Consider the following 24,001-nt stretch of genomic DNA (forward strand, 5'->3'; position numbering starts at 1 on the left):
GGCCCAATCCTCAGGCGGTGATCTGATTTCACGACCGCTATTTTATTCATCTTCATAAAAGGGTTTGTATTCCTCATGATGGCAACTACTGTCGAGGCCGAAGGCCAATTAACCCCTGAAGAGCAGAAAAGCTTAACCGCTGATATGCACCGTTCACTGCGCCGTAAGAAAATCCGCGCTATGCTTCTGGTTGCACCACTGCTTATCTTTATCATGGTCACCTTTGTCTCACCAATCGCGACGATGCTGTTCCGTTCGGTCGATAACCCACAAGTTTCCGAATACATGCCGAACACAACGGCAGCCTTGGCACATTGGGATGCTGATAGCAACGAGCTACCGGGCGAGGAAACCTATGCAGCACTGGTAGAAGACCTGGAAGTGGGACGTAAAAACCACACCATAGGTAAAGCAGCTACCCGACTGAATTATGAAAAAAGTCAGATGCGCAGCCTTCTCACCGGCACCGCACGCAAAGCGGGCAGGCTTAAACCTCCCTATAAAGAGCAACTGATCAAAATTAATGATGGCTGGGGCGATATTGATAACTGGCGAGTGATCAAACGCGAATCCAAGCCTTACACCCTCTCCTATTACATCGCCGCGTTTGATATGGAAACAACCCCCACGGGGGAAATAAAAATGTTGCCGGAACAGCAGCGTGTCTACCTGCAGATGCTCTGGCGAACCGTGTGGATGTCTGTATTAATTACCACGCTGACGCTCATACTCGGTTATCCGGTTTCCTATCTGCTGGCCTCACTGCCAATGAGCATAGCAAACACGCTGATGATTCTGGTGTTACTGCCGTTCTGGACTTCACTACTGGTACGCACGTCGTCATGGATAGCGTTGCTACAGGGCCAGGGCGTAATCAATGACATTCTGGTGTGGTTTGGCCTGGTGAGTGATGATAATCGCCTCAGCATGATCTATAACGCCACCGGCACGGTGATCACCATGACCCATATACTGTTGCCGTTTATGATTCTGCCGCTCTACTCAGTGATGAAGACCATACCACCGAGCTATATGCGAGCGGCCCGATCTTTAGGCGCAACACCATTTACTGCATTTTTCAAAGTATATCTGCCTCAGTCAGTCCCCGGCATCTCTGCTGGCGCAATACTGGTCTTTATTCTGGCTATTGGTTACTACATCACTCCGGCGCTGGTGGGTGGTCAGACAGGTCAGTTTATCGGCAACATGATTGCCTATCACATGCAGAGCTCGCTTAACTGGGGTCTCGCTGCAGCATTAGGCGTCGTACTTCTGGCGCTGGTGTTAGGGATCTACGGGCTATACAGCCGTCTTTTAGGCGGTAACAATCAGATGAGTTTGAGGTAATACTATGGCGCTTCCATCCTACGCAGGCCCGCTGGAAACATTCTGGTACTACGCATTTCGCATTTTTTGCGGCATGGTATTTGTTTTCCTGATATCACCCCTGCTCATTATTATTCCACTGTCATTTAATGTTGAACCCTACTTCAGTTTTACAGAGGGTATGCTGGCATTCGACCCGGATGCCTATTCTCTGCGCTGGTATCAGGAGTTCTTTGGCAGTGAACGCTGGATGAATGCGATCCAGAACACCTTTATTGTGGCGGTTTGCTCTACTATCTTATCTATGATTCTGGGCACCCTAGCAGCACTGGGGCTAAGTCGTTCAGAACTGCCGTTCAAAGGCATGATCATGGGTTTTTTGATCTCCCCTATGATCGTACCTCTGATCATCTCTGCCGCAGGTATGTTCTTTTTCTATTCCTCACTGGGAATATCACAGAGCTATCTGGGGCTGATTCTGGCCCATACAGCACTAGGCACACCTTTTGTGGTGATAACGGTTACAGCGACCCTCAGTGGCTTTGATTACAACCTGGTCAGGGCCGCAGCAAGCCTTGGAGCAACCCCCACCTATGCCTTCTTTAAAGTCACTGTGCCATTGATTTTAACCGGGGTAATTTCGGGTGGTCTGTTCGCACTGATGACTTCCGTTGACGAAGTGGTAGTTGCGATCTTTATTGCCGGTGCTGAACAACGGACAGTGCCAATGCAGATGTGGGCCGGTATCCGGGAACAGATCAGCCCGACTATTCTGGCAGTGGCGACACTGCTGGTATGTATGTCGATACTGCTGCTAAGCACCGTAGAATATCTGCGTCGCCGGTCAGAAACCATCCGGGGTATCACTCCGCACTAAAAGCCTGTAAATCAAAACGGGAGCTTTTGCTCCCGTTTTTTTTATGCCTGCTGAACTGATCTACTGACTCAGTCGGGCGAGAAGCGTCTTCGCTACCTGCGATGATGACGCAGGGTTCTGACCGGTAATCAGCTGTCCATCTTCTACCGTATAAGGCACCCAGTCAGCTCCCTGACTGTATACCCCACCCAGTTTTTTCAACTCATCTTCCAGAAGAAAGGGAACCACCCCGGTAAGACCCACTGCGGCTTCTTCAGTGTTACTAAAACCGGTTACTTTGCGGTTTTTAACCAGGGGCTTTCCCCCTGCATCCCGGGTATGCAGCAATACGCTGGAAGCATGACAGACCGCTGCCACCAACTTACCCTGACGGGCAAAGGACTCAATCAGTTCAACAGAGTGCTGATCATTGGACAGATCCCACATCGGCCCGTGGCCACCCGGATAGAAGATTGCATCAAACTGATCGGCGGTTATATCTGCCAGTTTGAAAGTATGAGCCAGTTTTTGCTGCAACTCTGCATCCTGATCAAAGCGACGGGTGTCATCAGTCTGAAACTCTTCAAGAGCACTTTTCGGATCGATCGGCGGCAGCCCTCCGGCAGGCGATGCTAAGGTGATGTCAGCGCCGGCATCAGCCAACACATAATAGGGAGCCGCAAACTCCTCAATCCAGAATCCGGTTTTCTCACCGGTATCACCCAGTGCATCATGGGACGTCAGTACAAATAAGATGTTCATATATTCAATCCACAAATCAGTGATTGTCAGGCAGGCACTGACACACTGAATAACTGATTCAGAACGCCCGGAGCCTGCCGTAAAAGGTCGATAGAGGTAATCAGGTAAGCTTAACCAGCATCTTGCCCAGATTTTGTCCGTTAAACAGTCCGATAAACGCATCAGGTGCCTGTTCAATTCCCTCAAATACAGTCTCCTTCCAACGGATCTGCCCAGCGGTAATCCACTGCAGCATCTGCTCCACAAAGGCGGGATAACCATCCCAGTGCTCAAAGACGATAAAGCCCTGGATTTTCAATTTTTTGATAATGATCTGCGCCAGGTTGGCCGGCCCCGGCTGCGGCGATGTGGCGTTGTATTGATCGATCATACCGCACACCGCGATCCGGCCATGATCGTTCATCAGGTTGAGTACCGCTTCCAGGTGATCACCACCGACGTTCTCAAAATAAACATCGATCCCTTCAGGGCAGGCCTCGGCTATACTGTTTTGCAGATCCGATGTGGTTTTATAATTGACCACCGCATCAACACCCAGCTCATCAAGCAGATAACGGGCTTTCTCATCTGAGCCTACGCTACCCGCCACATAGCAGCCCTTCAGTTTAGCAATCTGACACACCATCGCGCCGACAGCACCTGAAGCAGCTGATACAAATACCCGGTCGCCCTCTTCAAGTTCGGCAATTTTGAAAAGACCGGTATAGGCGGTCATACCGGTCATCCCCAGTGCGCTGAGGAATGCCTGATCAGCGATCCCTGTTTGCGGCAGCAACTGCAGATCACTACCTGTGGAGGTGAAGTATTCACGCCAGCCATTCATGCTGGAAACCTTACTACCCACCGGAAATTGCGGATGACGGGATTCAACCACTTCACCCACGGCGCCGCCGCTGAGCGCCTCATTCAGGGCAAATGGCTCAATATAGCTGGCACGTTCTACCATCCTACCGCGCATATAGGGGTCTACAGAAAGCCACAGATTTTTAACTAACACCTCGCCATCGTTCAACACCGGGACAGGCTGACTCACCAGTTTGAAATCACTGTTGGCAGGCATCCCCTGCGGACGGCTCACAAGATGGATTTCACGGCTTGATTCAATATACATTTAGCACCTTAGATTATGTTGTCTGAGAATGATGAGTAGTCTATGCTTTCAACCTTAATGCATCCAATGCATGTCATATATATTCTACATAATCAGAAATTATATTATGAATATCAGCAACCTTTCTGACACCGATCTTAATCTACTGCCCGTGTTTCAGGTGTTACTTGAAGAACGCAGCGTCACCCGTGCAGCGGGTCGGTTAAACCTGACGCAACCCGCCATCAGCCGGAACCTGACTCGCCTGAGAGCGTTGTTTAATGATCCCCTGTTCACCCGCACCCCAAAAGGGTTAGCACCCACCCCACGCGCTGAAGCGCTGGCATTGCAGTTGCAGCAATCTCTGCAGGATCTGAGTCAGCTAATCTCCCCTGCTACCTTCAATCCGGCAACGGCAACGCAAAATTTCAGACTGGCGACAACGGATTACGGTACCCAGGTATTACTGCCTCCGGTTCTGAAGCGGATACGTGCTGAAGCACCAGGAGTCAATCTTGAGATCGTCCCCTGGCATGAAAATTTGGTGCAACATCTGGATCATGAGGATATCGATCTGTCTATCTGCGCCGTCGAGGATGCTCCGGCAGCCATCCATGGTCGCGGAGTGGGCAGTGACCGGTTTATCTGTGTCATCAGAGAGGATCACCCGCTGATAAAACGGGGGTTGAGTCTGGAAAGTTATGCCACCTACCCCCACGCGCTGATCACCATGGGCGGTGCACGCAAAGGGGCTATCGACTATCTGTTAGAAGAGCGGGGGCTGAGCCGGCGGATCGCCTTAAGGGTGCCGCATTTTGTCGCCGCTCTGGCGATGATTTCGCAAACCGATCTGATACTGACCGTCCCCTACGGTTTAGCGGTCAGTTTTGCCGAACAATATAAACTGACGATGCTGCCCTTCCCTATGGAACAGAAAGGCTTTACCTATTCCATCATCTGGCATGAGCGGCATATGAAAGATCCCGGCCATATCTGGTTGAGACAAATGGTATTTGAAGAACTGACAACAGCCCTGGAAGAGCTAAATGTCGGTTTTAGGGTATAAACCTCTCCTGGCTCCTGGAAAACCAGCGAAGATAAGCGATATGAGTCAGGCAGCCAGGGAGTCGTGGTTCACTCATCATCGATACGTGCAGTACGGATGAAAGATATGCTAGAGATAAACTCTAAAACAACGCCTTTGGGATAACATAATATCTGGAAGTTTCTCGAACCAGCCAGCGTTAATGACCTGGTCTTTACAGCGCTGTTAGAACATATTGATTCCGGAAACTGTTATGTAAAACTGGCAGGTTGCTACGAAACATCGAAATCAGGCCCGCCTCATTATGAAGATCTGGCGGCGATCTCCAAAGCGCTGATCAACCATGCACCAGACCGTATCATCCAGGGATCCAACTGGCCCCATGTCAGCCTGCCCCCGGAACAATCTCCCGACAATGCTGAGCTGCTGGACCTGTTCTGCAGCTGGGTGCCCGATCAGGCAACGTTGAAAAAGATATTTGTGCAAATATCCATCAAAACTTTATGGCTTCTGCGCGGGCAAACAGAACACAATTTAAGATGACTCTTTCGCAGAGTAATCCGCTCTGCGGAATAACCCATGATTGACACCTACGTTATCGCTACCTGTTTAAAGACTGTACTACAGATCCGTCACTTTAGAATCAATATAGATGGGACTAAAGTTCAGATCATCACCACTCTCGGCGAACACAACCCTAATCAGTTGTCCCTCTACCTGACTCGAATCTAAAGGTACTTTGAAGCCAAAGTTTTCATTTTTGAGCCCCAGATGCCTGGCAACATCCGGACGGGCTAAAGCAGCAAGCTCTGTTTTTATAACTGCCTTACCCAGCAACACTTTAATCTGAACCGGCTTAGAGCTGTTCTGATTACAGGCCCAACCATTAAGACACTGACCGTCCCAATGATCTACATGGCCAACTAATGCGTCCTTGGATAGCTTCCTGAATATACTCAAGACCGAATCGATATGCTGAACAAAGCTCAGATGACGATAGGTTTGAAAATAGGAAGAACATTTAAAAAATAGTAATTTAACCTTCCCACTCAGACCTGTATTCATCGCGGTCCAGAGCAGAAAAACCTCAGTAGAGCTGGTTTTCTGATTCTTTCTTATTAACGACAATAATTTTTTAGCATCCTTAATGAAACCACCGTAATACAAAGACTTAACTTTAAGTAACAAGTTTTTATCATGGTCCGCGTCAGTTGCATCAGTGAACTGAGCCATGACATTACCCATGATGTAATCAACAAAACTGGAATCAACATGCCGGTAATCATCATGACGCCAGATTGCTGACGGATTACTCAGTGTGACAAATTCATAGCTGGGAAAATAGTTAACATTGGCTTTACTCGCGACAAGCTCCTCTACCGTAACCCTGAGTACCGCTTTAGAGTAACTGTTAGATATAAACACATCCTGCTGCCTGAATGTATAGGTAAGTGGTATTGGAGAAACGGTAACTAACAACCTGAAATCAGGCTTAAGATGCGTTGCCAGCAACTGATAGATCGCATTCAGATAAAACGAGGTAGTTTCATAGTCAAATACATGCAGTTCAAACCGTTCCGGGTACGTTTTTATCAAACTGTGTGGCACAGCAACATTCAAATATCGCTGCGTGTCTTTATCAAACCAGACTTCACTGACGCCCAAAGTCAATATAACGACATCGGCTTCTCTGATTGCAGAAAATGCACGGTTAAATGCATCACGAAATGTTTCACCCAATTCACGACTGTAACTTCGCTGCTTCCCGGTCAATTGATAGTCCTGAACAATGTCCTCACCGATACTGATCAACGCTTGATCATGACAGTAGGGTTGCTCGGGATCTAATGCCCATGCCAATTCATTGTAGATTGAAGCAACATTATATTTATGAAAAACAGAATCATTATTAAAGGGACTATCCTCTGATTTTGGTAAATCATGAAAAATGGATAGCACATCATAATGCTGTCGATATAGCGCCTGGCTTATCTCATTGGCAAAACAGGACCCGATACAGAAAATCTTCTCATCGGGTTTAATCTTAAAGCTTACTTTTGCTTCGGGGGTTGCGATGGGGTATAAGCGTTCAGGGTTCCGTCTGGAGGGCCACCGTCTGGTTTTGTTTCTCTGGTTATCCTTTGACCATGCATTTTCACCGGAGATAATTTCAATTGCCATTTTTTACCTAGACATCAACAAATTAACATAGCGCTGAACACAACGCAGAATACACCACTTAAAAATCAAAGCAATTTATTGAATTTTATCAGGTATTTTTTAACTTTTCTCTACAGTTTTAGTAGCTGAGGTTCAACTATCTGCTTAGTCAGATCAGTTCCTCAAAATACACGCAGGGATCATCATCCCGCGCATCATTACAATTTTGATGCTAAAGGTTTAGCTGAAATAATCTCTCAATTACTCTCATCCTCCTAGAACTCTATCCCTGTAACATCAGCTACAGGGAGAGTACATACCTGCTGCTAATCAAACCGCTGCCAACACACCAAACGTGGCTACCGCAACGCCCGCAATACGGGAGATCAGCCCCATGCTATAACTATCCGCCAGCTGTCCCAGACGGGTGCCAGCCATCAGCAGCGCAGAGGTGGTGATCAGGAAACCTACAATATAGGCAACCGGATGAGCCGCCAGCGGCAATTCAGCACCATGCGCCAGACCGTGGAACAACGCAAATCCTGCGGCGACTGCGATTCCGGCAACCATTGAGAAACGTACAGCCAGAGCCAGCAGCACTCCGGCAGCGATCACTGACACAACGATTCCCTGTTCGACAAACGGCACGCTCAGCCCAACCATTGCCAGCAGAGTACCGGCCACCATCGCCAACAGGAACGCTGCCGGCACCGCGATACGGGTGCGGCTGGAGGTATCCCGCGTATGGCCAACAGCCATAAGACCAACCGCCAGCATCACCAGCAGGTGATCAGCCCCCGACAGTGGGTGCAGAATGCCCTGAACAAAACCGGCCACTTCATGGCCGGTGTGCGCCATGGCGGATAACGGTGCCATTGCCCCTGCCATCGCCAGCAGACGTAACTGATTGCGTTTATTCATTGTGAGCTCCTTACTATCCTATTAAATTTCAGACAACCGCCTTAACCGGTGGCAGTTGCTTAGACTCCAGCATCCCTTCGGATACAATAAAATCGATAATTTCCTGCAGGCCTTCCGCTTTCTTCAGATTTGAAAACACAAAGGGCCGGTCGCCGCGCATCCGTCTGGCGTCCACATCCATCACCTCAAGGGATGCACCTACCAATGGTGCCAGATCGGTCTTATTGATGATCAGCAGATCGGAACGGGTAATACCCGGGCCGCCCTTACGGGGAATCTTATCGCCGGCAGAGACATCAATTACATAGAGGGTCAGATCCGACAGTTCCGGGCTGAAAGTTGCACTGAGGTTATCACCACCACTCTCGACAAAGACCACATCCAGCTCACCATGGCGGGCAAGCAGCTGATCGATCGCAGCCAGATTCATGGACGCATCTTCACGGATCGCCGTATGCGGGCAACCGCCGGTCTCAACACCGATGATCCGATCTGCATCCAGCGCTTCATGCTGCGTCAGGAATTTAGCATCCTCCTGGGTATAGATATCATTGGTGACGACGGCGATATCATAATGTTCCCGCATGGCTGAACAGAGTGAGCGTAACAGGGCGGTTTTACCTGATCCGACCGGGCCACCAACACCCACCCGCAGTGTCTGTTTTGGCTTGCCCATCTGTGTGTTTGTCTGTCTAGCTGTCTCTGTGTTCAAAATAACTCTCCTGAAACTCTATCTTTCCGCCTGATCCGGTCAGGAACGGAATAATCTCGAATACTGTGTTTCATGGCCTGCACTGGCGATGGCCAGCCCCTGCAGCCCACTGCCAATCTCATCTTCTGTAACCACTTCTGCCCGACTGATCGCCTGAGGTAACAGCGGTTGCAACTCGCCCAGCAGTTGCTGCGCCTGAGTCTGTCCCAGCGGCACCAGCTTCGTGGCGGCGGCGACCTGATTTTCCAGCCACGACCAGAGAAACCCTAAGGCAGCCGCAGCATAACCGATCTGCCAATGCTGCGCGGCGATACCAAACAGCACAACAAAACTCAGTTCACCGGATGTCGGCAATGGCTGGGACAATCCCAGACTCACCAGCAAACGGTTCATCGCTTCCCCCATCGCACTGTCGGTCAGTCGCAGCTCGCGGGTTTCCCGGCAGGCCAGCGCCAGATCATTGCACCGCTGTAACGCCTGTTGATCCTGAACGTCAGCAGCAGCCATCGCTAATTTCAACAGCGGCAGATCGGTCTGTGCCACTGAATAGAACAGCTGCTGCTCCAGCCACTCAGACACCTGCGGTGCGTTTCTGATCCAGCCACTCTCAATAGCGAACTCCAGACCCTGGGAGAAGGCATAGCCACCCACCGGCAGGCTGACACTGCTCAGCTGCATCAGCCTTAACAGTGCGGTATCAGTGGTGGTGATGGCCGCCATGACTGTAGGCTCCCGATTCCGGTACAAAGATCGCTTCCTGATGGCTGAGTGTCAGACCTAACAGTTCCAGCATCTCCTCCAGCACATGATCCGGTTGCATCCGCAACCAGCGCTCCCCTACCTGCAATTTTACGTGACGGTTCCCCAGGTGATAGCAGGCCCGGGCAAAGGTATGCCAGTCATCACATTCGGCATGGGTGACCGGTTCCACCGCACCTTCCACCTTAATCAGTTTGCCACAACTGCTTTTCAGATATTCGCCCACCAGCAGCGGTTTACCCCGCTCCAGAAACAGGCGGATCTCTTCACCATTCTCTCCGGTCAGTTTTAACCGGCCACGATCCCGTTGTTCCTGACTCAGTACCACGGTGGTATACACCACACCGTGACAGTGATCACCTAAACGCTCATACACTTCCAGCATCTCTTTTCCTTAAACACACAGGCCAAAAAACGGCTTCGCTTAAAACAGATTATACAGTTGCGCCAGTGGCAGTGTTTCCGCCGGCTCACAGGTTAATAACTCACCATCGGCGCGCACCTCATAGGTTTGCGGATCAACTGTAATCACTGGCATCCAGTCGTTGTGCACCATATCTTTCTTGCCGATAGTGCGGGTATTAGAACAGGCCACCAGGCGACGATTCAGACCCAGCTGTCCGCCAATATCTTTTTCCAGTGCCGCACCGGAGACAAAGGTGACCGAGGTCTTAGCGGGCGCCTGTCCAAAGGAGCCAAACATCGGCCGGTAGTGAACCGGTTGCGGGGTTGGAATAGAGGCGTTTGGATCACCCATCGGAGCCGCTGCGATCATGCCGCCTTTGATAATCAGCGAGGGTTTAACGCCAAAGAATGCCGGTTTCCACAGCACCAGATCCGCCAGTTTACCCGGTTCAATCGAGCCCACCTCATGGGAGATACCGTGAGCAATCGCCGGGTTAATAGTGTACTTCGCGATATAACGACGGGCACGGAAGTTATCACACCCCAGGGTTTCATCTTCCGGAAGCAGACCAAACTGAGTTTTCATCTTATGGGCGGTCTGCCAGGTACGGGTCACCACCTCACCGACACGCCCCATCGCCTGAGAGTCTGAGGAGATCATGCTGAACGCACCGCGATCGTGGAAGATGTCCTCAGCGGCAATCGTCTCTTTACGAATCCGCGAATCGGCAAAGGCCACATCCTCAGGGATATTGCTGTCCAGATGGTGACACACCATCAACATATCCAGATGCTCATCCACCGTATTACGGGTATAGGGACGGGTCGGGTTGGTCGACGAGGGCAGCACATTGGGATAGGCACAGGCGCGGATAATATCCGGTGCGTGGCCGCCGCCTGCGCCTTCGGTGTGGTAGGTATGGATCACCCGGTCTTTAAACGCCGCCAGGGTATCATCAACAAAACCAGATTCATTCAGGGTGTCGGTATGGATCGCCACCTGAACATCATATTTATCGGCCACAGAGAGACAGTTATCGATGGATGCAGGCGTGGTACCCCAGTCTTCATGCAGTTTCAGACCACAGGCACCCGCTTCCAGTTGCTCCTCCAGCGGCTGCGGCAGGCTGCCGTTACCCTTGCCCAGAAAGCCAAAATTCATCGGCATAGCATCGGTTGACTGCAACATCTTACCGATATACCACGGCCCCGGCGTACAGGTGGTCGCATTGGTGCCGGTTGCAGGCCCGGTGCCGCCACCAATCATAGTGGTTACACCGGACATCAGTGCCTCCTCGATCTGCTGTGGGCAGATAAAGTGGATATGGGCATCAATACCGCCGGCGGTGAGAATACTCCCCTCACCAGCGATCACTTCGGTACCCGGTCCGATAACGATATCCACATTATCCTGTGTATCCGGGTTACCCGCTTTACCGACTTTAAAAATACGGCCTTCACGGATACCCACGTCACCTTTAACAATACCCCAGTGATCCAGCACCAGTGCGTTGGTGATCACCAGATCAACGGTAATATCGTTGCCGCACTGACTCTGCCCCTGACCATCACGGATCACCTTACCACCGCCGAACTTCACTTCGTCACCGTAGGTGGTGAAATCTTTCTCTACCTCAATCCACAGTTCAGTATCCCCCAGCCGCACCCGGTCACCGGTGGTTGGGCCAAACATCTGTGCATAAGCGGTACGATCCATCTTACTCATACTGCATCCTCCCCGGCATCCAGCGGCCCCATCACATCTCCACGAAAACCATAGACAATGCGGCTACCGGCATACGCCACCAGTTCAACCTCACGCCCCTGGCCCGGCTCAAAACGCACCGCCGTACCGGAAATAATATTCAAACGATAACCCCGGGCCTGTTCGCGGTCGAACTCAAGGGCCGGATTCACCTCGTAAAAATGGTAGTGGGAACCGATCTGCACCGGACGGTCTCCCCGATTCTCCACCCGCAGGGAGATCGTTTTGCGTCCCTCGTTCAGCTCAATCGTGCCTTTGGCGGCCTGTATCTCTCCGGGAATCATAGATATCTCCTCTCAGCAGATCGGGTTATGTACAGTGACAAGCTTCGTGCCATCGGGGAAAGTCGCTTCCACCTGCACTTCATGGATCAGCTCCACCACCCCGGGCAACACCTGATCGGCTGTCAGTAACGTCTTACCGTACCCCATCAGCTCGGCTACCGTTTTACCATCCCGGGCGCCCTCCATGATCTCCATCGTCAGATAGGCCATCGCTTCCGGGTAATTCAGTTTCAGCCCGCGATTCAGACGACGTTCGGCAAGTAGCGCCGCGGTGAAAACCAGTAACTTATCTTTCTCTCTTGGAAGCAGTTCCATAATCGATCCCTTTCACTTATCTCGTTCATAGCGTTCACAGGGTGACCGCGGTTAAGATTCATTCTCTTCAGGTCGCCCAGATACGCGGTTCACACGCTTCGCGCCCCAGCAGTTGCGGGCGGATCTCGTGCCAGCAACGGATAAACAGCTTCATCGCCTGATCGGTCCGGTTACCCAGATAACGAATGGTCATAAACTCACCGGTCAGACTCACCGCCGCCAGAGCATCGCACTCCTCGGTAAACTGACGCAGTTGCTGTATCAGTGCGTCGATGGTCGGTTCTGAGGTCTGATTATCGGCCAGGATAAACGGTCCGGCCACCATCAAGCCGGTCACCGGCAGTCCGCGTAATCCGGCACTGCCTTGCAGTAACGCCCGGTTCTGGTCATCAATCTGCAAGCGTTCGCGCAGCAAAACCCGATCATGGCGGCTGATCTGCAACGTCTGCGAGAGGGTGCCGCTGACAAACGACAGATTCTGATTCGGCATCCCCAGACTGGTGATCTCCCAGCCGATGAACTGAGCATCATCCGCCAGATTGACATGGGTATCCAGCCGGGTACAGGCATCGGGATAGAGAATAGTTTCCATCGGCAGCCACTCGACTGAGCCGCCTGCAGCGATGTTCAGTGTATTGGTCTGATGCTGCAATGTGCGGTCGGGACGCGCCCTGTATACCCGGCCAGCGCCGGGGGTGGTCAGCAACGCATGGCTGTCATTTTGACAGTCCACCGTGACTTGCAGGCGATCGCCTGACACCATACCACCGGGGGGGTGCAGCAGATAAACCTGTGCCAGATCCGGTCCCTCAGGGTAAAACGCTTTCTGCACATAGAGCGGCCCCTGATGTTCAGCCCGTTGCAGTACAGTGCCCCGGGCTGTCCGGCCGAACTGCAGTGAAAGCTCAGCATTCCAGGCTGAGGCTTTCTTCTGTTGCGGCGTTTCAGGAAGGCTGTGTGTCGGTTGAGACAGGCTGGTCATAGTTTACACCGCCAGATACTGGCGGATCAGCTCCTCACTCAGATTATCCATGCGGTCACTGGCGACTACGCGCCCCCGTTCCATCAACCGGAACTCTTCGCCAACCCGGCGCGCAAAGCCCAACTTCTGTTCTATCAGAATCACTGTCAGCCCCTCTTCCTTATTGAGCTTCAGAATAACATCTCCAATCTGTTTGACAATATTGGGTTGGATACCTTCGTTGGGTTCATCAAGAATCAGCACTTTCGGCTCCAGCACCAGTGCCCGGCCGATCGCCAGTTGCTGTTGCTGACCACCCGAGAGGTCCCCCCCGCGGCGCTGTAGCATCTCTTTCAGCACCGGAAACAGCTCGAAAATCTTTTCCGGGATCTCTTTCGCACCATCCTTGCGGATCGGCAGACCTATCTTGAGATTTTCCTCCACCGTCAGCAGCGGAAAGATATCCCGCCCCTGGGGGACATAGCCGATACCGGCAGGCGCACGATACTCCGCTTTTTTCTTCTGCAGTGGTTCTCCTTCCAGCAAAATCTCACCACTGCTGACCGGCAACAGCCCCATAATACACTTTAACAGCGTGGTTTTACCCACCCCGTTGCGCCCCATGATGCAGGTGCAGGAACCGGGTTTAATATCCAGATTAAGATCCCAGAGGATCTGGGTGCCACCATAAAACTGATTGACATTGTTAATACTGATCATGGCGCTTCTCCCAGATACACTTCAATCACATCCTGATTATTCTGGATCTCATCCATCGTCCCCTCTGCCAGCACTGAGCCCTGATGTAATACGGTCACCGTACGGGCGATACTGCGGACAAACTCCATATCGTGTTCCACCACCACCACGGTGCGCTCACCGGCCAGCGAGGTCAGCAGTTCCGCGGTCCGCTCCCCCTCCTGCACGGTCATACCGGCCACCGGCTCATCCACCAGCAGCAGGCGCGGATTGGCCATCAGTAACATACCGATCTCAAGCCACTGTTTCTGACCATGAGAGAGAGAACCGGCCAGCATCATCCGCTCCCCTTTCAGACCGATGGTCTCCAGCACATGATCGATCTGGTCATACTCGGCACTGTTAAGGGTAGCCAGCAGTGTGGGCATCACGGATTTATTAGATTTCAGCGACAGCTCCAGATTATCCATCACTGTATGGGCTTCAAACACCGTCGGTTTCTGAAACTTACGGCCGATCCCCAACTGAGCGATCTCGGCTTCATCTTTCTCCAGCAGATTCAGGGACTGGCCAAAATAGACGGTACCGCTGTCACATTTTGTTTTACCGGTAATCACATCCATCAGCGTGGTTTTACCCGCACCGTTAGCACCGATCAGACAACGCAGCTCACCATCATTGATATACAGGTTAAGATCATTCAGCGCTTTAAAGCCATCGAAGCTCAGATTCAGCCCCTCAACATAGAGCAGCACCTGATGGGAGATATCTACCTCCTGACTGTGATCCTGAAGAAACGGCCAGACCTGATCCCGGCGCATCACTTCACGGGTGGTATCGAGTAAACTCATGCGTGGCCCTCCTCTGTTTTTTCATTCGGGCTGTTATCAGCAGCCTTCTGTGACTTATGCTGTTCGCCTTTCAGTTGTTGATCTTTTAGCTGAGCCACAAGCCCCATCAGACCTTTGGGCAGATAGAGAGTCACCAGTACAAACATCGCCCCCAGGGCGAACAGCCAGCCATCCGGCATAATGGCGGTAAACTTGGTTTTCGCGTAGTTCACCAGAATCGCACCGATAATCGCACCCACCAGGGTTCCACGACCACCGACAGCGACCCAGATAACAATCTCAATGGAGTTGATTGGCGAAAACTCACCGGGGTTGATAATCCCTACCTGCGGCACATAAAGCGCCCCGGCAATTCCGGCGATCATCGCCGAATAAACAAACAGCCAGACCTTATAGTTTTCCGTGCGATAACCGATAAACCGCGCCCGGCTCTCACCATCACGGATCGCTACAATCACCTTACCAAACCGGGTCTGCATGATTTTCTTACTCAACACCAGCAAACCGCAAAGCATCAGTGCCGTCACGATAAACAGGGTTACCCGGGTATTATCGGATTGCAGATCAAAGCCAAGAATATCTTTAAAGTCCGTCAGACCGTTATTACCGCCAAACCCCATCTCATTCCGGAAAAAAGACAACAGCAGTGCATAGGTCAGTGCCTGGGTCATAATCGACAGATAGACACCGGTTACCCGGGAACGGAATGCCAGCCAGCCAAACACATAGGCCAGCAAACCCGGCACCAGCAGTACCATCAGCATCGCAACCCAGAACTGATCCATACCATGCCAGAACCAGGGCAGCTCACTCCAGTTGAGGAAGACCATAAAATCCGGTAATTCAGGGTTGCCATACACACCCCGGTCACCGATCTGACGCATCAGATACATCCCCATCGCATAACCGCCCAGGGCAAAGAACGCACCGTGTCCCAGGCTGAGAATACCGCAGTATCCCCAGATCACATCCACCGCCAGCGCCAGCATCGCATAGCAGAGATATTTACCTAACAGGGTGATGGTATAGGTGGAGACATAAAAAACGGAATCGGCAGGCATCAACAGATTGCAGAACGATGCCAGCGCGGTCACCACCAGCAGAACCACCACAAAAGGGGCAACCCTGCTGTCACCATTAATCCGGGAAAAGCTCATGAAACTGCTTAGAAGTGAACTCATTCTGCAGCCCTCCCTTTCTGAGGAAACAGCCCTTTAGGACGTTTCTGAATAAACAGAATGATAAAGACCAACACCAGAATACTCGCCAGCACCGCACCGGTGACCGGTTCAATAAACTTATTAGCAACCCCCAGCGTAAAGGCGGCAACCAGCGTTCCCCAGAGGTTACCCACACCGCCGAATACCACCACCATAAAGGAATCGATGATATACGCCTGCCCCAGGTTCGGACCGACGTTAGTCAGCTGACTCAGCGCCACCCCGGCAATACCGGCAATACCGGAACCCAGACCAAAGGTCAGCGCATCCACCCGGTCGGTACGGATCCCCATCGCCTTCGCCATATCCCGGTTCTGTGACACCGCCCGGACATTCAGACCCAGCGAGGTTTTCTTCAGCACGATTAACAAAATCATGAAGACCAGCAGCGCAAAGGCAACAATGTAGAGCCGGTTGAGGGTCAGACTCAGTAACGGATTAATCTCAATAGAACCACTCATCCAGTCAGGGGTGGCCACCTGACGGTTAAGGGGTGAAAATACAGTACGCACCATCTGCTGCAGAATCAGACTGATACCAAAGGTCGCCAGCAGCGTTTCCAGTGGCCGGCCATGCAGGTGACGAATCACCAGTCGTTCAATCAGAATCCCCGCCAGACCGGACACCATAAAGGCCAGCGGCACCGCGATCCAGAGGGAGTATTCAATCATATTCGGCAGCATCAGCTGCACCACATAGGTGGTATAAGCCCCCAGCATAATCATCTCGCCATGGGCCATATTGATCACCCCCATCACCCCGAAGGTGATCGCCAGACCGATCGCTGCCAGCAGCAACACCGAGCCAAGGCTCAGGCCAAAAAACAGCTGATTGATAAAACCATACATCTCAGCTTTCTGATCTATCTTATCCAGCCCCGTTTGCGCCGCTTTGCGAACACTGCGGGAGGGATCGTTCTCTGCCAGTCTGGTCAACTGATTACGCACTTCAGGCTCAAGGCTGCCTTCAAGCACCTTAACTGCCTGGAGCCGATCGGTTGCTTCTGCAGCGTGCTCAGTACGATAGAGAGCCAGCGCCACATCCATCACATCCTGAACCGAGCGACTCTGCTCTTTCAGGCGGGCAGTGCGAATCAGTTCAATGGTATTGGCACCCAGGTCGGAGAACAGTGAGCGAACCGCATCCTTTCTGACGACAGAATCAGGATGGTTCAGTTGCATCCGGGCGATAGCCTCCCCCAGATAACCCCGCAGCTTATTATTGACTTTAATTTTACTCACCTGATTTTTGCTCAGATCATTCAGCTCTTCACCAGAAAACAGGTCAGTGTAGCGGGTGACACTTTGCTCTTTGAGAGCTGCGATCAGACGTTTACTCTCTTTTTCATAATAGAGATCGCCGTTCAGCATCGTCTTGAACAGGGCCAGCATATCGGCCCCCTCAGTGGTTTCAAGCTGTTGCAGCACTGGCAACGCCTTGTTCAGCTTCACCTCGGTCAGCTCCAGCAGCAAAGGCTGCTGAGCCTCTGAGGGCGGTTCTGCCAGGACACTGGTGCTGATCAGCAAACCAAGCAGGCAGGCGCAGATCGCGTTTATATATCTCACTGGTATTCTCCGTCCGGGTAAGGCAGTTAAGGGGGCGACATCAACGTCTTAGAGGTGTTGCATTAACCGGCCCTTGTGAAGGTTGTCTGTGATCAGACAGCACCATCACCCCTGCCTACTTGTAATACAGGCTTCCGATGGAAGCCTGCTTTTCACAACCTGAAGAATTCAGGCAAATTCACTACGGTTTTCCCTGAGGAATCAGTAGTTCTGACCGGAACAGGTCTTAGTCACGGTGTTGTAGTTACCGCAAGAGATAGGAGCAGTCCAGTCTGCGATCAGATCCTTAGAACCCGGCAGGAAGTCAGACCACGCATCACCCGGTACAACACCTTCCGTTTCCCAGACCACTTCAAACTGGCCATCATCCTGAATCTCACCGATCAGCACCGGCTTGCTCAGGTGGTGGTTTTTGTTCATGTAAGCCATACCACCGGTCAGGTTTTCTGTCTCCTGGCCGATCATCGCCTGCTCAACCGCGTCCACATCAGTAGTGCCGGCTTTCTCAACCGCCTGAGTCCACATCTTGAAGCCGATATAAGTAGCTTCCATCGGGTCATTGGTTACGCGGTCAGGATTGCCAGTGAACGCTTTCCACTGAGAGATAAACGCGCTGTTAGCATCGCTCTCAACACTCTGGAAGTAGTTCCATGCAGCCAGATGACCGACCAGAGGCTTAGTGTCCAGACCTGACAGCTCCTCCTCACCAACAGAGAATGCAACCACAGGGATATCTTCAGCAGAGATACCCTGGTTACCCAGTTCCTTGTAGAACGGCACGTTAGCGTCACCATTGATAGTAGAGACTACCGCAGTCTTCTTACCTTCAGCGCCGAAGCTCTTGATATCAGAGACAATTGACTGCCAGTCAGAGTGACCGAACGGCGTGTAGTTGATCATGATATCTTCTTCAGCCACACCTTTCGCTTTCAGGTACGCTTCCAGAATCTTGTTGGTGGTACGTGGGTAAACATAGTCAGTACCCGCCAGCACCCAGCGCTTCACACCCAGATCATTCATCAGGTAATCAACTGCAGGAATCGCCTGCTGGTTTGGCGCAGCACCGGTGTAGAATACGTTTTTAGAGGACTCCTCACCCTCATACTGAACCGGGTAGAACATCAGACCGTTCAGCTCTTCCAGAACCGGCAGCGCAGACTTACGGGATACAGAGGTCCAGCAACCGAAGATCACATCAACCTGATCCTTGGTCAGCAGCTCACGGGTTTTCTCAGCAAACAGCGGCCAGTTAGAAGCAGGGTCAACCACCACCGCTTCCAGCTTCTTACCCAGCAGACCACCCTTCTTGTTCTGCTCTTCAACCATCATCAGAACGGTGTCTTTCAGGGTTGTCTCACTGATCGCCATGGTGCCGGACAGAGAGTGCAGTACGCCAACTTTAATCGTATCTGCGGCCATAGCACTGACACTCAGTACACTGGCCCCCATAGACAGAGCAATACCTGAAACCAGATGTTTGATCTTCATATATTTTTCCCTTCTTGAGGTTAAGTTTCGATTCTTTTGTTCCGGGCAGGATCGGTATCCCGGGAATCTGTTATTGACCAGACCATTATTAGAAATACGGCTCAATGAAGGTATGGGGTGATTGACGCACCCCTATACGTCAAATGACGTATAGGGGGGGGGGGAAGAAGTCGCTAATGGCTAGGGGTCAGACGCTTCGCTTGCTAGAAAAACGTAGCTCGTGGCTCGAACGTAACAAAGGGCGTGACTTGCTTGTGGCTCGGAAGAGCGGGGAAAAAAGTAGCTAGTTGCTAGGAGTTAGACGCTTCGCTTGCTAGGTAAAGCAACGTCAAAAGACGTTACTCGTCGCTCGAACGTCACAAAGGGCGTGACTTGCTTGTGGCTCGGAAGAGCGGGTGAATATTGTAGGGAAATTCACATTGTCACTTTGGAAAATATATCTGCTGCCTTTATCTGAAAAGTCTCTAGTGGCTAGGCGTTAGACGCTTTGCTTGCTAGGAAAGGCAAAGGCAAAGGCAAAGGCAAAACATGTTGTTCGTTGCTCAACAAAAGCGATCTGGATTTGGTGATAGAGAATCTGAAAAGAGAATCCGTTACTTCCTCATCATGGGTACTGATAGCAAGCAATTTTACTTGACTAAACTACTATGGTATTTAGTGGAATAAGCTATTGCCGCTCGAGACTGTAAGGGTCTTAGTTGAAAGGAAATCAGCAGCCAGGGGTAAAATGATGCTTCGAACACATCAGACACTGTTGGACCAGATGAAAATTAGTGATGCGGAGATCCAGAGCAGGCTCGAACTTGCTGCGCTTTCCCTGAGTCACTTTGAACTGCTTAAAGACGTACTTCCGCTTATCAATGCGCAGGTGGATTCAATTGTTGAACGCTTCTATATCTCTCAGCTGGCCATTGATGAAATCGCTGTACTGATCGGTGATGCGGACACTCTGAACCGGCTGAAAGGCGCACAGCATCAGTATATTCTCGACCTGTTTTCAGGCCAGTATGACAGTACTTATGTCAACAACCGCTTACGTATCGGGATGGTTCATAAAAGAATTGGGGTTGAACCAAAACTCTATCTGAGCGCGATCTGTTCACTGAAACTGATTCTCTTTGAAGTGCTCGATCAGTCTATGACTGACGCTGAAGTCCTCAGACAGACAAAAGAGGCCTTAGACAAATTGTTGTATTTCGATACGACGCTGGTATTTGATACCTATATTTCCAGCATGATCTCTGAACTGGAGCTGGCTAAGAAGAAAACCGAGATGTATGCCAATAGCCTTGAGGTGAAAGTGTCGGAACGCACTGCCCAGCTGGAGGAACTGGCTAAAAAAGATCCGCTGACGGGTATCAATAATCAGCGGGCGATGCGTGAACTGGCCAGTGTACTACTGGCTTCACTTACCCGACGCAAGGCCTCTTTTGCACTGATCTACTTCGATATCGATAATTTTAAGCAGATTAATGATCAGCACGGACACCTGAAAGGCGATGAAGTTTTAAAAGTCATTTCAGAATGTATCAGACAACATATTCGGGAATCGGATGTCCCCTGCCGCTACGGCGGCGATGAGTTTTGCATCATGTTGCCTGACGCGGATGCCCAGTCTGCGCAAGCTGTGGCTGAAAGAATAATCGCAAGCTTTGCCGAAATGCATCCGGACTTTTCGCTGAGTGTGGGTATTGTGGACACCGGCCCCGGACAACACATGAGCCTGGATGACATGATCGGCATCGCAGATAAAAAAATGTATGAAGCTAAAGCGATGGAAGGATCCCGGATTATAGTCTGACGGGGAAAGCAGTCGGGGAAAGCAGTGGCTAGGGGTTAGACGCTTCGCTTGCTAGGAAAAGCAAAAGCCGTCGCTCGTAGCTCGAACGTCACAAAGAGCGTGACTTGCTCGTTGTTCGTAAGAGCGGGGGAATATTGTAGTGGCTGTTTATATCATCACTTTGGAAAATAGATCTGTTATCTTTATCAGAGTTAAAGGGCTTTGACCCTTTAAAGTGATATGACCCGATTATTTTTATCTGTTTATTTTGAAAATTAAAGAAGAATTTTAGCTCACTCTGCTCTATTGCTATATTTTTCAAGCCATCCTTTCAGATTAGATATCGCGCAATTCACTTCTTCTCTGACATCTTTACTACTTTTGTTAATATCAGATATACTTTCTTTAACCAATACAAGCATAATATCATCTTTATGTAGAGCCGCTTGATTACTCAATTTTTCTAGCCAATTTACAAGTGGAGTTAGGCTTTTTAGATACGACTCATTTTTCTCTTCTAGATCAGCCAAATATTCACCAACCCGCCCGGTTCTTTCTCGTTCGTAGGCCAAGTCAATTGATTCTACTTCACGAAGTATTTCGCTAGAACCTTGAGAATGATTAATAAGAACTTGTGCTTTTTCTTTTATATCGCTCAATTTTTGTGAAATCCAATCACCTAAATATTTTCCTAAAAAATCATCCTGCAATCTTTCAATTATTTCTTTTTCTGAAAGATTGTGAACCAATATGTCACGCTCAAAACTCGCTAAACGGTCTAGTCGCTCGTCTGTTTTACCATTCCTGAAAAGAAAAAAACAACCAAATATCAATAATGAAATATCAAATGCAGCCATTTGTGTTTTAGCTATATTATCAGAACCATATACATCAGTTATAGTATTCAAAGAATTTCCTATAGAAATTTCAATAAGCACTAAGGATATTACAGTTTTGAAGGCTCTTGTAAGAGCAGACGAGTCAGAAATCAATGTTGACACTGGAGGAAACTGCTCCTCTTTCCTTTTAAATATCTCATAAAAAAAACCTGCAATTAAAGTAACCACAACAAAAACTAAAGCGTAATAATTTATCATCACTTGCCATGAAAAATATGAGGCTACAACTTCGAACTTTATAATATAATTTATTGCAAACAAAGGTGACCCTAGAAAAATAAACATTAATACTACAACAGCGATCACTCCTCCTTCCTCTCGAAAAACCCTGTAATCCAAGTCGCGCTTAACATTAGACTTTCTACCTAAAACAATTAAAAATGAAATAGAAATAATAACCAAATGAATTTGGCTGAATGACCTATAAAAATCTGAAAGGCTTGACGTTTTCACCTCAAGATCTGAAAGAGTTTGAAGCAATTGCCAAACAACGTATATCATCCCAGCAAGAATTGTCCAGAAAGTCATACCGGCTTTAGAAGCTCTACTATTCTGTCTGTCATACAAAGTTCTTATATAATCAAGCAACTCTAATCTTCTATCCACCATATCGTATCTCTAGTATTTTAGGGGGGTGATCAATTTAACACCGGGCAATATTGCCAAAAGGCATAGTAACTATCAGATAGTAAAGAGGAAGTTTTAAACATCGCGATCTCCCTTAAGACAAAAACGAAAATGCGCAGTTGCATTCTTAATCCGGTGGAGAACCCCACCAGCGTTCCAACTTATCCCTTTGTTTCTGATGTTTTACGGAGCTCTAAGCCGCAAAACACCCCTTATCTAACGATAAAGCCAGCATAACCGCTTAACTGAAGAAAATAAACTGCCAAAACCAACAACAGCTTACAGCGCACTTAACTCAAACGCACACCACTAAATCCTACTAAGAAGGCTTTTCCTAGCCACTAACGACTAGCAAGTCGCGAAGCGACGTCTAGCCACTGCCCCAAAGATCGATCACAAAACACCCAGCAGTATCCATTAATAACTATTTTCGTGAACAGTTTTACCCTGACGAGAGAAGTCGCTAAACTGAGCGCCACTTTATCTATATGGACTTAACTGTCATGCCAATACTGGTTGCCGTCACTATTTTATGGGCGTTTTCGTTCAGCCTGATCGGGGTGTATCTCGCGGGGCAGGTCGATGCCTGGTTTTCGGTATTGATGCGTGTCGCCCTGGCGACACTGATCTTTTTACCTTTTCTGAAGCTGCGTCAAATCGAGCCTAAAGTCGCTTTTCTGCTGATGGTGTGTGGGGCTTTTCAGCTTGGCATCATGTATGGCTTTTATTACCAATCCTTTTTATACCTGTCTGTACCCGAAGTTTTACTCTTCACCGTCATGACGCCCATTTACATCACCCTGCTGAATGACTTACTCGATCACCGGCTGAATATTGGTTTTATTATCAGTGCATTATTAGCCGTTATTGGCGCGATCACTATTCGCTATCAAGGGGTGGATGAAGGCTATCTGAAGGGTTTGTTGATCGTACAAGGCGCTAACGTATGCTTTGCCGCAGGGCAAGTGGGTTACAAACGTATCATTGCAAAAGAGCGCCCGGACCTGCCTCAGCGCACCGTGTTTGGCTGGTTTTTTATTGGTGCTTTAGCGGTTGTGATCCCCTGTTATCTCATCCTTGGCAACCCGGATAAACTACCGACTACCCCCCTGCAATGGTCAATTTTGACCTATTTAGGACTCGTTGCGTCAGGTCTGGGCTATTTCGCCTGGAACAAGGGGGCAACGCAAGTCAGCGTCGGGACACTGGCTGTCGCCAACAACCTGCTAATCCCTGCGGGCATTGTCGTTAATGTTTTATTCTGGAACCGTGATGCGGATATTTTGCGCCTGTCGATCGGAGGGGCAATTAATCTGTTAGCACTCATGATAAACGATAAATTCAACCAACGTATCCAACAGGCAAAAACGGCCTAAGCCTGCTCCTGATAGCGATTTTTGAAACCGAAGCCACTAAACAGGCAATACCAACAACTGCCTTACAGGCACCCGACTTAAACACTAGTTATGGAGTACATTAAGAAGGCTCTTCCTAGCCACTAACTACTAGCA

The 24,001-nt window shown here is 50.0% G+C and carries 23 protein-coding genes; 6 read left to right on the forward strand and 17 right to left on the reverse strand.

Annotated features, from left to right (window positions below):
* The first annotated feature begins 75 nt into the window (after window positions 1-75).
* Window positions 76-1,347, forward strand: coding sequence for an ABC transporter permease (locus JW499_RS00165; RefSeq protein WP_205208680.1), 1,272 nt, complete (start codon window positions 76-78; stop codon window positions 1,345-1,347).
* Window positions 1,348-1,351: 4 nt separating this feature from the next.
* Window positions 1,352-2,203, forward strand: coding sequence for an ABC transporter permease (locus JW499_RS00170; RefSeq protein ID WP_205208681.1), 852 nt, complete (start codon window positions 1,352-1,354; stop codon window positions 2,201-2,203).
* 60 nt (window positions 2,204-2,263) lie between these two features.
* Here JW499_RS00170 and JW499_RS00175 read toward each other — a convergent pair whose 3' ends face one another.
* Both JW499_RS00175 and JW499_RS00180 read right to left on the reverse strand, forming a co-directional pair.
* Complete coding sequence (locus JW499_RS00175; protein WP_205208682.1) at window positions 2,264-2,944, reverse strand: type 1 glutamine amidotransferase domain-containing protein; 681 nt, start codon at window positions 2,942-2,944, stop codon at window positions 2,264-2,266.
* 100 nt (window positions 2,945-3,044) lie between these two features.
* Window positions 3,045-4,055, reverse strand: coding sequence for an NADP-dependent oxidoreductase (locus JW499_RS00180; RefSeq protein ID WP_205208683.1), 1,011 nt, complete (start codon window positions 4,053-4,055; stop codon window positions 3,045-3,047).
* 106 nt (window positions 4,056-4,161) lie between these two features.
* Here JW499_RS00180 and JW499_RS00185 point away from each other — a divergent pair, with 106 nt between their 5' ends.
* Window positions 4,162-5,100, forward strand: coding sequence for a LysR family transcriptional regulator (locus JW499_RS00185; RefSeq protein ID WP_205208684.1), 939 nt, complete (start codon window positions 4,162-4,164; stop codon window positions 5,098-5,100).
* Between the two features lie 240 nt (window positions 5,101-5,340).
* Window positions 5,341-5,622 carry an amidohydrolase family protein gene (locus JW499_RS00190; RefSeq protein WP_232846151.1) on the forward strand — a complete coding sequence of 94 codons (282 nt, stop codon included), beginning with the start codon at window positions 5,341-5,343 and terminating at the stop codon, window positions 5,620-5,622.
* Window positions 5,623-5,700: 78 nt separating this feature from the next.
* On the opposite strand, the gene JW499_RS00195 is transcribed toward JW499_RS00190, so the two are convergent.
* From JW499_RS00195 to urtA, 14 genes are all read right to left on the reverse strand, one after another.
* Window positions 5,701-7,260 carry a GSCFA domain-containing protein gene (locus JW499_RS00195; RefSeq protein WP_205208685.1) on the reverse strand — a complete coding sequence of 520 codons (1,560 nt, stop codon included), beginning with the start codon at window positions 7,258-7,260 and terminating at the stop codon, window positions 5,701-5,703.
* A gap of 309 nt (window positions 7,261-7,569) precedes the next feature.
* Window positions 7,570-8,160, reverse strand: coding sequence for a HupE/UreJ family protein (locus tag JW499_RS00200; RefSeq protein ID WP_232846147.1), 591 nt, complete (start codon window positions 8,158-8,160; stop codon window positions 7,570-7,572).
* 28 nt (window positions 8,161-8,188) lie between these two features.
* Entirely contained in the window at window positions 8,189-8,836 is a 648-nt protein-coding gene (gene ureG, locus JW499_RS00205) for an urease accessory protein UreG (RefSeq protein ID WP_205208686.1), read from the reverse strand.
* A gap of 75 nt (window positions 8,837-8,911) precedes the next feature.
* On the reverse strand, window positions 8,912-9,592 hold the full coding sequence (locus JW499_RS00210) for an urease accessory protein UreF (protein WP_205208687.1): 681 nt from the start codon (window positions 9,590-9,592) through the stop codon (window positions 8,912-8,914).
* Entirely contained in the window at window positions 9,570-10,016 is a 447-nt protein-coding gene (gene ureE / locus JW499_RS00215) for an urease accessory protein UreE (protein ID WP_205208688.1), read from the reverse strand. The genes JW499_RS00210 and ureE overlap by 23 nt, the downstream gene beginning before the upstream one ends.
* A gap of 39 nt (window positions 10,017-10,055) precedes the next feature.
* Window positions 10,056-11,762 (reverse strand): urease subunit alpha, encoded by a 1,707-nt coding sequence (gene ureC / locus JW499_RS00220; protein ID WP_205208689.1) that lies wholly within the window; start codon window positions 11,760-11,762, stop codon window positions 10,056-10,058.
* The gene (locus tag JW499_RS00225) at window positions 11,759-12,085 is read right to left on the reverse strand and encodes an urease subunit beta (protein ID WP_205208690.1); all 327 of its coding nucleotides are present in this window, start codon (window positions 12,083-12,085) and stop codon (window positions 11,759-11,761) included. Before JW499_RS00225 ends, ureC begins: the two co-directional genes overlap by 4 nt.
* A 12-nt stretch (window positions 12,086-12,097) precedes the next feature.
* On the reverse strand, window positions 12,098-12,400 hold the full coding sequence (locus JW499_RS00230; protein WP_205208691.1) for an urease subunit gamma: 303 nt from the start codon (window positions 12,398-12,400) through the stop codon (window positions 12,098-12,100).
* 67 nt (window positions 12,401-12,467) lie between these two features.
* Window positions 12,468-13,382 (reverse strand): urease accessory protein UreD, encoded by a 915-nt coding sequence (locus tag JW499_RS00235; protein ID WP_205208692.1) that lies wholly within the window; start codon window positions 13,380-13,382, stop codon window positions 12,468-12,470.
* Window positions 13,383-13,385: 3 nt separating this feature from the next.
* Window positions 13,386-14,081 carry an urea ABC transporter ATP-binding subunit UrtE gene (gene urtE / locus JW499_RS00240; RefSeq protein ID WP_205208693.1) on the reverse strand — a complete coding sequence of 232 codons (696 nt, stop codon included), beginning with the start codon at window positions 14,079-14,081 and terminating at the stop codon, window positions 13,386-13,388.
* Entirely contained in the window at window positions 14,078-14,911 is an 834-nt protein-coding gene (urtD, locus tag JW499_RS00245; protein WP_205208694.1) for an urea ABC transporter ATP-binding protein UrtD, read from the reverse strand. Before urtD ends, urtE begins: the two co-directional genes overlap by 4 nt.
* Window positions 14,908-16,092, reverse strand: a complete 1,185-nt coding sequence (gene urtC / locus JW499_RS00250; RefSeq protein ID WP_205208695.1) for an urea ABC transporter permease subunit UrtC — start codon at window positions 16,090-16,092, stop codon at window positions 14,908-14,910. Before urtC ends, urtD begins: the two co-directional genes overlap by 4 nt.
* A complete protein-coding gene (urtB, locus tag JW499_RS00255) occupies window positions 16,089-17,696 on the reverse strand; it encodes an urea ABC transporter permease subunit UrtB (RefSeq protein WP_205208696.1) in 1,608 nt (535 codons plus the stop codon). Before urtB ends, urtC begins: the two co-directional genes overlap by 4 nt.
* A gap of 201 nt (window positions 17,697-17,897) precedes the next feature.
* Window positions 17,898-19,184, reverse strand: coding sequence for an urea ABC transporter substrate-binding protein (urtA, locus tag JW499_RS00260; protein ID WP_205208697.1), 1,287 nt, complete (start codon window positions 19,182-19,184; stop codon window positions 17,898-17,900).
* Window positions 19,185-19,911: 727 nt separating this feature from the next.
* Here urtA and JW499_RS00265 point away from each other — a divergent pair.
* On the forward strand, window positions 19,912-20,985 hold the full coding sequence (locus tag JW499_RS00265) for a GGDEF domain-containing protein (RefSeq protein WP_205208698.1): 1,074 nt from the start codon (window positions 19,912-19,914) through the stop codon (window positions 20,983-20,985).
* Between the two features lie 272 nt (window positions 20,986-21,257).
* Here JW499_RS00265 and JW499_RS00270 read toward each other — a convergent pair whose 3' ends face one another.
* Window positions 21,258-22,472, reverse strand: coding sequence for a hypothetical protein (locus tag JW499_RS00270; RefSeq protein ID WP_205208699.1), 1,215 nt, complete (start codon window positions 22,470-22,472; stop codon window positions 21,258-21,260).
* Between the two features lie 521 nt (window positions 22,473-22,993).
* Here JW499_RS00270 and JW499_RS00275 point away from each other — a divergent pair.
* Window positions 22,994-23,866 carry a carboxylate/amino acid/amine transporter gene (locus tag JW499_RS00275; RefSeq protein ID WP_205208700.1) on the forward strand — a complete coding sequence of 291 codons (873 nt, stop codon included), beginning with the start codon at window positions 22,994-22,996 and terminating at the stop codon, window positions 23,864-23,866.
* Window positions 23,867-24,001 lie beyond the last annotated feature (135 nt).

Source organism: Amphritea pacifica (assembly GCF_016924145.1).
Taxonomy (GTDB): domain Bacteria; phylum Pseudomonadota; class Gammaproteobacteria; order Pseudomonadales; family Balneatricaceae; genus Amphritea; species Amphritea pacifica.